7 protein-coding genes and 1 pseudogene are annotated in these 9,432 nt (G+C 65.1%); 4 read left to right on the forward strand and 4 right to left on the reverse strand.

What is annotated here, in order from left to right; genetic code table 11:
- Positions 1–1,095 (forward strand): iron-containing redox enzyme family protein (locus tag HLUSI_RS0118325; protein WP_016835340.1); only part of this gene is annotated, 1,095 nt, incomplete at its 5' end.
- Between the two features lie 6 nt (positions 1,096–1,101).
- Here the strand turns inward: HLUSI_RS0118325 and pdeM are convergent.
- Genes pdeM through HLUSI_RS0118345 form a run of 4 tightly spaced genes read right to left on the reverse strand, consistent with a single transcriptional unit; the run spans position 1,102 to position 6,997 of the window.
- On the reverse strand, positions 1,102–1,785 hold the full coding sequence (gene pdeM, locus HLUSI_RS0118330; RefSeq protein WP_016835341.1) for a ligase-associated DNA damage response endonuclease PdeM: 684 nt from the start codon (positions 1,783–1,785) through the stop codon (positions 1,102–1,104).
- Positions 1,782–4,301, reverse strand: coding sequence for a ligase-associated DNA damage response DEXH box helicase (locus HLUSI_RS0118335; protein ID WP_016835342.1), 2,520 nt, complete (start codon positions 4,299–4,301; stop codon positions 1,782–1,784). Before HLUSI_RS0118335 ends, pdeM begins: the two co-directional genes overlap by 4 nt.
- Positions 4,282–5,940: an ATP-dependent DNA ligase gene (locus HLUSI_RS0118340; protein WP_016835343.1), complete on the reverse strand. Its 1,659-nt coding sequence runs from the start codon at positions 5,938–5,940 to the stop codon at positions 4,282–4,284. Before HLUSI_RS0118340 ends, HLUSI_RS0118335 begins: the two co-directional genes overlap by 20 nt.
- Positions 5,933–6,997, reverse strand: coding sequence for a ligase-associated DNA damage response exonuclease (locus HLUSI_RS0118345; RefSeq protein ID WP_016835344.1), 1,065 nt, complete (start codon positions 6,995–6,997; stop codon positions 5,933–5,935). Before HLUSI_RS0118345 ends, HLUSI_RS0118340 begins: the two co-directional genes overlap by 8 nt.
- Positions 6,998–7,199: 202 nt before the next feature.
- Here HLUSI_RS0118345 and HLUSI_RS0118350 point away from each other — a divergent pair, with 202 nt between their 5' ends.
- The 3 genes and pseudogenes from HLUSI_RS0118350 to HLUSI_RS31845 all read left to right on the forward strand — a co-directional run.
- Positions 7,200–8,228: a hypothetical protein gene (locus HLUSI_RS0118350; RefSeq protein ID WP_016835345.1), complete on the forward strand. Its 1,029-nt coding sequence runs from the start codon at positions 7,200–7,202 to the stop codon at positions 8,226–8,228.
- Positions 8,229–8,536: 308 nt separating this feature from the next.
- The gene (locus HLUSI_RS29480; RefSeq protein ID WP_016835346.1) at positions 8,537–9,286 is read left to right on the forward strand and encodes a serine hydrolase domain-containing protein; all 750 of its coding nucleotides are present in this window, start codon (positions 8,537–8,539) and stop codon (positions 9,284–9,286) included.
- Positions 9,271–9,432: pseudogene (locus HLUSI_RS31845) on the forward strand (ATP-binding cassette domain-containing protein); the annotation flags it as partial. The gene HLUSI_RS29480 and the pseudogene HLUSI_RS31845, both read left to right, overlap by 16 nt.

Below are 9,432 nucleotides of genomic sequence, written 5' to 3' on the forward strand. Positions count from 1 at the left end.
GATGGCGCGCCGCGCCGCTATTTCGCCACACGCTCGCACGCGCTCAACTTCATTCGCGCCGTGGCGCCGACCAAGCTGGTCGATGGTTCATGGCTGTACGGCACGTTGCGGTATTGGGAAAATCCGGACTTCCATCCGCTGATCCTGACTTATCTGGAAGAACTCGGCGACGGCGACCCGGCCATGAACCACGTCACGCTCTACAAGAAGCTGCTGGCCACGCACGACTGCGATGACTGGCAAACGCTTTCTGACGAATATTTCGTGCAAGGCGCCATTCAGCTGGCGCTGGGTTATCAGACCGAACGCTTCCTGCCGGAAGTAATCGGCTACAACCTCGGCTACGAGCAGCTGCCGCTGCATCTGCTGATCAGCGCGTACGAACTCAACGAACTCGGCATCGACCCGTATTACTTCACCCTGCACGTGACCATCGACAACGCCGCCACCGGCCATGCGCACAAGGCGGCACAGGCGGTCGCGGACATCGTCGCGCAGCAGGATGATCCGGCCGGATTCTATCGCCGCGTGCGCGACGGTTATCGTCTCAATGATCTCGGCATGAGCACCACCTCCGTGATTGCCGACTTCGATCCCGAGCGTGCACTGGTTGCCGTCTTGCAAGAGAAGACGGCAGTCGGCCGCAACATGCATTCGGACTATTGCCGCTTTGCCGGCAAGACGGTCAACGAATGGCTGGACAACCCTGAAGACGCCGGTCGCTTCTTGTCCGAGCTGGAACGCGCGGGATGGATCAGGCGCGGCAGCGATCCTGAAGAGAGCCGCTTCTGGCGACTCATCAACGGTGCCGGCGCGGAGATGTTCGGCGTCTTCAGCCCGCGCGAGCAACAGCTGTTGCACGACTGGATCACGCGCGCCGACGGCAACAGCCGCGGCATGACTTTCCGCGCGGCTGCCCGGGTACGTGCGACCCGTGAGGCTGTAATCGGTCGCACCGGCATGCATCTTGTCGGCGCGGACAACACAACCAGCAACGATCCGGCAGCGCTGATCACTGCGCTGTCACCCGGTGCACATCATTCGGCGCAAGGCCTGCAGGCGACCCGCAAGTTCAGCGCCGTACTGCGCGGCTGATCTTCCTCAAACCGGCCGGGGATAAGGAAAAACGCGGTCATCGGTGCAGACGAACAATTGCTCGTCCTGCTTTCCGCGTACTTCATGACCGCCGGTGAACGCACCGAATGCCGGCAGCGTCGCCTGTACCGCGCCAAAGACGAAACACGGCAGCCGCAGCGAATCGCGTCCCACCGCCAACCGCACGACGGGATGGATATGCCCCGCCAGCACATACGTTCCCATTCGTTCTTGCGGATGGTGACACAGCGCCAGCGGCCCGACCTGCCACGGTTCATCGACGACCTCCACCTTCAGCTGCGACGGCGGATCGCCGGCGTGGCGATCATGATTGCCGCGCACCAGCGTCAGTTGCATGCCGGGGTGACTCTCGCGCCAGCGCTGCACCGCCAGCAAGGTGGCTGGCGCGCGCGCAGTTCTGGCATGCAGGAAATCGCCGAGGAACACGATGTGGCTGACCGCATGCGCGGCGATCAGGGAATCCAGCGCATCCAGGTTGGCACGCGTGGTGCCGTGCGGCACCGGGATGCCGCCGGCACGAAACGCGGCCGCCTTGCCGAAATGGATGTCCGCCACGATCAGCATCTTGCGTGCGCGCCACAGCAAGGCGCGTTGCGGCAACAGGCGCAGTCGTTCGCCGAGCAGGGTGATGTCCAGCGCGCCGCTATCGGATGGTTTGTCCGCTGTCATCGCGCCGCCGCTTTTTCCAGTTCCTGCAGCATGCGCGCCACGCGGTCGCCGAGTTTTTCGGTCGACAACTTTTCGCGAAAGCGCTCCACCATCAGCGGGAACCCGAACGGCGTCGCTCGCGTGATGCTGCATACGTGCAGGCTGCGGCCGCGCAATTCCTCCAGCGTCTCACGCAGGCGCTGCAACTCCAGTTCCTGCTCCAATACTTCGGTCTGCGCCTGCGTCAGCAACAGATTGCCGGCGTCGTGCTTGCGGAAGACCTCAAAGAAGAGGCTGGCCGATGCCTGAAGTTGACGCGTGCTCTTCGGCTGCCCGGGAAAACCCTGGAACACCAGGCCGGAGATGCGCGCAATTTCCCGAAAGCGGCGCTGCGTCAGTTCGGTGGCGTTAAGGCTGGCGATCACGTCTTCCAGCAAATGCGCGGACGAGAACAAAGCGCCGCCCATATCGGAAGCGGGAAATATTTCAGCGAGGTCGACCGGCGCCGCGCCCAGCAATTCAAAACCGTAGTCGTTGACCGCAATCGAAAACGTCGCGGGCCGCCGTTGCGCCAGCCGATAGGAAATCAAAGCGGCCAGACCCACATGCACCAGCCGTCCGGCGAAGGGATAAAAGAACAGATGATGGCCTTCGCGGCTATGCAGATGCTCGACCACCAGCTTGCGTGCGGTAGGCAAGGCTGACCATTGCTGCTGCAAGGCCAGCAAGGGCTGCACCGCCTGCATTTCCGGACCGGAATAGTCGTCGTGCGTGGCCTCTTCCAGACAATCGAGCACGGCGTGCGCCAGCGTCGACGACAGCGGCATGCGACCGCCCTGCCAACGCGGCACCGCGCCGGAACCGCTGGTGGCGCGGCGCACGTAGGCGGTCATTTCATGCACCCGTACGAACTCCAGCATGCGGCCACCGAACAGGAAACGATCGCCCGCACGCAGGCGCGCGATGAAGCCTTCCTCGATGGTGCCGATGCGCGCGCCGCGCAGGTATTGCACCTGCATGCTGGCGTCGGACACGATGGTGCCGATGCTCATGCGGTGACGCCGCGCGATCGCCGCATCCGGCACGCGATATACCCCGTCGGCATCGGGCACCACGCGTTGATATTCGGGATAGGCGGTCAGGCTCTGGCCGCCGCGCGCGACGAAATCCAGCGCCCATTGCCACTGGTCGGGACGCAACGCACGATAGGAGTAAGCCGTCCGTACCTCGTCAAATAATTCCTGCGAACGGAAGCCGCCGCCCAGCGCAATCGTCACCAGATGCTGGACCAGCACATCCAGCGGTGCTTCCGGCACCGGACGCTGTTCCACCTGCCCGGCGGCCACGGCGTCCTGCGCGGCGGCCGCCTCGACCAGTTCCAGGCTGTTGGTGGGCACTAGCGTGGCGCGCGAGACGCGGCCCGGTGCGTGGCCGGAACGGCCAGCCCGCTGCAGCAGGCGCGCCACGCCACGCGGGCTGCCGATCTGCAGGACGCGCTCGACCGGGGTGAAGTCCACGCCCAGGTCCAGGCTGGAAGTGCAGACCACGGCCTTGAGCCGTCCGTCGCGCAAGCCCTGTTCCACCCATTCACGCACTTCGCGGTCCAGCGAACCATGATGCAGCGCGATCAGGCCGGCCCAGTCGGGACGTGCAGCAAGCAAGTTCTGATACCACAGCTCGGCCTGCGAACGCGTGTTGGTAAACACCAGCGTGCTGGCGTGGCGATCGATCTCTGCCGCCACCGCCGGCAGCATCTGCAGACCAAGATGGCCGGCCCAGGCGAAGCGCGACGGATGCGCCGGAATCAGCGTATCGACGACGATTTTCTTGCGCGTCTTGCTCTGCACCAGCACGCCGCGTCCTGCTCCCAGCAAGGCGTCCCTGGATTGCTGCAGATTGCCCAGCGTGGCCGACAATCCCCACACCATCAGTTCCGGCCGCCAGCGGCGCAGACGCGCCAGCGCCAGCTGCGTCTGCACGCCGCGCTTGCTGCCCATGAGCTCATGCCACTCGTCGACGATGATGGCGTCGAGCTTGCCGAAGCGTGCCGCCGCGTCGTCTTGGCTCAGCAACAGCGACAAGCTCTCGGGCGTGGTGATCAGCGTGCTGGGCAAACTGCGCAGCTGACGTGCGCGTTCGCTACCGGACGTGTCGCCGGTGCGGCTGCCGATAGTCCACGTCGGCAGCAAGGCGTTCAGCGGCGCTTCCAGTGCGCGCGCGGTGTCGGCCGCCAGCGCCCGCATGGGCGTGATCCACAGCACGCGCAGCCCGTTGGTCGTCGCGCCCTGTGTCGGCTGGCCCAGGCTTGGCTGGGCATGCAGCAGCGCGCCGAACCAGACTGCATAGGTCTTGCCCGAGCCGGTGCTGGCATGCAGCAGGCCCGACTCGCCACGCACGGCGGCTTGCCAGGTGTCGCGCTGGAAGGCGAATATTTTCCAACCCTGCGCGGCGAACCAGCGCTCCACCGGCGTGCTGCGCGAGGTCCCTGCGGCGCGTGGGACATCGTCACCGGCGTCCTCAGTCCGTGCGCGCAGCATGGTGTCCCTCCGCTTCATTGAGCAAGGCTTGCAGGGTCGACAGGCTGTCGGCCTCCGCGATCGGCTTGTCGTCGCGAATGCGGAGAATGCGCGGGAAGCGCACTGCAATGCCGGCCTTGTGGCGCGGCGAGGCGGCGATGCCTTCGAAGCCGATTTCGAACACCATGCTCGGCTTGACGCTGCGCACCGGTCCGAACTTCTCGACAGTGCTGCTGCGGATGATGCGGTCGACGCGCGCGATCTCGGCGTCGGTCAATCCGGAATAGGCCTTGGCGAACGGCACCAGCCGGCGCTCCCCAGTCGCATCTTCGGCATCCCACACCGCGAAGGTGTAGTCGGTGTACAGCGAAGCGCGCCGGCCGTGGCCGGCCTGCGCATAGATCAGCACGGCGTCGACCGAGTAGGAATCGATCTTCCACTTCCACCAGGTGCCGACGTTCTTGGTGCGACCGATGCCGTAGTGCGCCGATTTCGCCTTGAGCATCATGCCTTCGACGCCACGCGCGCGTGAACTTTCGCGCAAGGTCGCCAGCGCGCCCCAGTCGGCGGCTTCGGCCAGGTCGATCACCGGCGCCAGGGTCAGCGCCGGAACGGTTTCAGCGAGCTTTTCCAGCAAGGCGCGCCGTTCCTGCTGCGTCCTGCCGCGCAGGTCTTCGCCGTCCAGTTCGAGCAAGTCGTAGGCAATCAGCGCCGCCGGCAACTCGGCCAGCAGTTTGCCGGACAAGGTCTTTCGGCCGATGCGCTTTTGCAGGTCGGCGAACGGTGCAATCACGCCGTTGCGCCGGATCACGATCTCGCCATCGATGACCACGCCATCCGGCAACGGCAGTTGGGCCAGTTCCGGAAAGCGCTCGGTGATCAGCTCTTCACCGCGCGACCATAGCCAGCTGCGTCCCTCCCGATGCACCAGTTGCGCGCGGATACCGTCATATTTCCATTCGACCTGCCATTCGCCGAGTTCACCCAGCGTGGCCGGATCAGCCAGCAAGGGATGCGCCAGGAAGAAGGGATAGGGCTGGCCGCCGCGACGCTGGCGATCGGCCTCGGACGGCGGCGCGATCAGCTCGGAAAAACCGGCTGCAGTCGGCCGCGTGCTACGGTCGGTCCAGCCAACCAGGCGCTGCGCAATCGTCTTGGCATCGACCTCGGCAACCACGGCCAATGCGCGCGTGACCAGCAGTTTCGAGACGCCGACCCGGAAGCCGCCGCCGATCAGTTTGCTGAGCAGGAACCGGCCTTGCCAGTCGAGCATATCCCAGTACGAAAACAGCGCCGCACGGATGGTTTCGGCATCGGCGCCGCGCAAGGGCGCAATGCGCTCGGTCATCCATTGGTTCAGACCGAGATCGTCGGCGCGCGTCGCCAGCGGCAGGATGTGGGCGATGGTTTCAGCCAAGTCGCCGACGGCCTGGTAACACTCGTCGAACAGCCATTCGTCGAGCTGCGCATATTGCATCGCACAGTGGCGCAACAGCTTGGTCGGCACCGCCTGGCGCGGCTTGCCGCCGGCCAGAAAATACACCGCCCATGCCGCATCGGCAGCGTCGGCGCGGCGGAAGTACGTTTGCAGCGCCTCCAGCTTGCGGTTGGTGGCGGTAGTGGCGTCGAGCTCGCCATAAAGCCGCGAGAATTCACGCATGAGGGGCTGGCTCCGCAGTCGCGGCGGGCATCTCTTCGATGGCCTCGTCGCCGTATTCGGTAGCGAAAGCGCCGGCGTCCAGGCCGTTCTGGCGCAGCCAGCGCACCATGGTGGCGACCTGGCCGTGGGTGACGATGATACGCTCGGCCTGGGTGGCCGCAATGGCTTGCTGCAGCGCCGGCCAGTCGGCGTGGTCGGAGAGCACGAAGCCGCGATCCACGCCCCGGCGGCGGCGCGTGCCGCGCAAGCGCATCCAGCCGCTGGCGAAGGCGTCGCTGTAGTCGCCAAAGCGGCGCATCCAGGGCGAACCCGCCGCCGAGGGCGGCGCGATGACCAGGCTGCCGGCATAGGCCGAAGAGGGGCTGCGCTTGCCCCCATCGCTCTTGCTGCCCGGGCTGCCCTGGTTGACGGTCTGCGTCTCGGGCAGCGCCACGCCCTCCTGCCGATAGAGGCGATTGAGCGGCGCCACCGCGCCGTGGCAGACGATGCTGCCAATGGTCGGATCAAGCCCGTGCAGGATGCGCTGGGCCTTGCCGAAGGCGTAGCAAAACAGCACGCTGGTGCGCCCTTCGGCTGCATTGCGACGCCACCAGGCGTTGATGTCGTCGAAGATTTCCGCCTGCGGCTGCCAGCGATAGATCGGCATGCCGAAGGTCGATTCGGTGATGAAGGTGTCGCAGCGCACGCTCTCGAACGGCGCGCAGGTACCGTCCCGTTCCAGCTTGTAATCGCCCGAGGCGACCCAGACTTCGCCGCGGTGTTCCATGCGCAGCTGGGCCGAGCCGAGCACGTGGCCGGCCGGGTGGAGCGACAGCGCGACACCGTTATGGGTAATCGACTCGCCGTAGCGCAAGGCGTCAAGACGAATCTCGCCGAGGCGTGCGCGCAGGATGCCGGCGCCGTCGGCGGTCGCCAGATAGTGGCCATGGCCGGTGCGGGCGTGGTCGGCGTGGGCGTGCGTGATCACCGCCCGATCCACCGGACGCCACGGATCGATATGGAAGTCGCCGGGGACGCAATACAGGCCTTCCTTCCGCACCACGACCATGTCGCTCATGCCACTCCGCAAAAGGATGTTGGAAACCTCTACTGTAAGCAGGACGCGACACCGGCGCTGTCAGCGGAAGTCCGCTTGTGGCGTCGGCCACCCTCCGGTCTGCCGCAAATCCTACGAAAGGTGCCGGGATCGTCCTATGGCTGGCGGCCGCCGCGCTGGTTACATTTGTTCTGGTGACAAGAACGCTCTCGAGGAGAAAAACATGATCAATAGTGGCCTGCATGCACATGCAGTTGGTGGGGACGACAGCGTCGCGTCCGGCGTCTCGTGGGGAGCGATCCTCGCGGGTGCGTTCGCCGCGGCGGCGTTGTCCTTCATCCTGGTGATCCTCGGCTTCGGCCTGGGATTTTCGTCGGTCTCGCCTTGGTCCGGCAACGGTCTCAGCGCGCAGACCATCGGCTGGTCGACGGTGGCGTGGATTACCTTCACGCAAATCGCCGCATCGGCCATCGGTGGTTACATGGCCGGACGCTTGCGCGTGAAATGGGCCAGCGTACACACTGATGAAGTGTATTTCCGCGACACCGCGCACGGCTTCCTGGCCTGGGCAGTGGCATCGCTGGCGACAGCGGCGCTACTCAGCACAGCCATCGGCAACGTGATATCGAGCGGCGCCAAAGTGGCAGGCTCGGCCGGCGCCGCAGTAGCGGCCGCCGGCACTACCGCTGCTGCCGGTAGCGTTGCAGCAGCGGATGGCAATACTGCCGATGCCGTGTCGGGCTACTTCATCGACACGCTGTTCCGCGCTCCTGCAACTGGTGCACCGGCAACAGCGGATGCAGCTCCGGTTGCGCCGCTTGCCAACGGTGCTCCCGACAGCCCGCCGCTGGCGCCTGCACAACGCAACGAAGTGACGCGCATCTTCGCCAATGCGCTGCGCACCGGGGCGCTGCCGGCCGGCGACAAGACCTATGTTGCGCAAGTGATCGCCAAGCGTAGCGGCATCAGCCAGGCCGATGCGGAAAAACGCGTCGACGACACCTATGCCGCTTACAAGAAGGCCATCGACGACGCTACCACCAAGGCCAAGGAAGCTGCCGATACGGCTCGCAAGGCGGCAGCCTACGGTTCGCTGTGGATGTTCGTGGCGCTGCTGTGCGGTGCCTTCATCGCCAGCCTGGCGGCAACTTTCGGCGGTCGTCTGCGTGACCGCAAGGACCGTGTGGTGTACACGGCGGTGGAACCTGCCGTCGGCGATCGCGACACCCACGAATCCGTTACTTTGACCTAAGGAGATCAGCATGGGAGCCATACTGCTTTGGTTGTTGGGAATTCCGATTCCCGTCATCCTCCTCATCATACTGCTGATGCATTGATTCAGCCGCCCCACCGCGGCTTGAAAAGAAAAGCCGCGCCTGTCACAGGGCGTGGCTTTTTTTACTGTAGTTACCTCACCATTACATGACCAGCCGGCCGTGCAGCGATTCGAACGCCGCGCTTCATATCACTGCTTCCGCGAATTGCGAAATGACCTGAAACAGGCCGACCACTGGTTCTGGCAACCCGTGCTAGCCGGACCATTTCGCATAAAATGCGCACATGAGCATAGCGTCCCTTTCTTCCCCTCCTTCTTCTCCTTCGTCCGAACACACCGCCATCGCCATCGTCCGCGACGGCCAACTGGTGCGCGGCGACCTGCAAGCATCGCCGGCGCCGTGGTGGAGTTTCACCAAGACCGTGTTGGCCGCCGCAGCCATGTCATTGGTCTGCGACGGCCAACTCACGCTGGACGCGCCGCTGCCCGGCAAGCCGTACACGCTGCGGCAACTGCTGCGCCACGGCGCAGGCGTGCCAAACTATTCCGAACTGGGGAGTTACGCGCAGGCGGTGGCGCGCGGCGATGCGCCGTGGCCGGCCGAAGAGATGCTGGCGCGCACCGATGCCGACACGCTGCTGTTCGCGCCTGATGCGGGATGGCGCTATTCGAATACCGGTTATTTTCTGGTGCGCCGCCTGGTCGAAAACGCCACCGGCCTCAGCTTGCAGCACGCGCTAGACCAATTGGTGCTGACGCCGCTCGGCATTCGCAACGTGATGCTCGCGCAAACGCCGGACGATCTTGCGATATCGGTCTGGGGCAATGCCCGCGGCTACCATCCGCAGTGGGTCTATCACGGCCTGCTGCTGGGTGCGCCTGCGGCGGCTGCCTTGCTGCTGGATCGTTTGCTGACGACGGATTTCCTGCCGCCGGCGTTGCTGGCGGAGATGCTGCGAAAAACGCCGCTCGGCGAGAGCCTGCCGGGACGCCCGGCGCGCAACTTCGGCTATGGCGCAGGATTGATGAACTGACCCTCAGCACCGGCCTGAGGCCGTTCCTCTCGCGCCCCGCCGGTAAACTGTCCGGCGGCATGAAACAGAAACTCGGTTTGTGCTGCGCCCTGATTCACGATCCCGACCTGCTGATCCTGGACGAACCGACCACCGGCGTCGATCCG

This window comes from Herbaspirillum lusitanum P6-12 (assembly GCF_000256565.1).
Taxonomy (GTDB): domain Bacteria; phylum Pseudomonadota; class Gammaproteobacteria; order Burkholderiales; family Burkholderiaceae_D; genus Herbaspirillum; species Herbaspirillum lusitanum.

What these genes read in the sequence shown, in the direction of transcription:
- HLUSI_RS0118340 (WP_016835343.1), bottom strand. Translation starts at nt 5,940, where the DNA reads ATGCGTGAATTCTCGCGGCTTTATGGCGAGCTCGACGCCACTACCGCC.
- HLUSI_RS29480 (WP_016835346.1), top strand. Translation starts at nt 8,537, where the DNA reads ATGAGCATAGCGTCCCTTTCTTCCCCTCCTTCTTCTCCTTCGTCCGAA.
- pdeM (WP_016835341.1), bottom strand. Translation starts at nt 1,785, where the DNA reads ATGACAGCGGACAAACCATCCGATAGCGGCGCGCTGGACATCACCCTG.
- HLUSI_RS0118350 (WP_016835345.1), top strand. Translation starts at nt 7,200, where the DNA reads ATGATCAATAGTGGCCTGCATGCACATGCAGTTGGTGGGGACGACAGC.
- HLUSI_RS0118335 (WP_016835342.1), bottom strand. Translation starts at nt 4,301, where the DNA reads ATGCTGCGCGCACGGACTGAGGACGCCGGTGACGATGTCCCACGCGCC.
- HLUSI_RS0118345 (WP_016835344.1), bottom strand. Translation starts at nt 6,997, where the DNA reads ATGAGCGACATGGTCGTGGTGCGGAAGGAAGGCCTGTATTGCGTCCCC.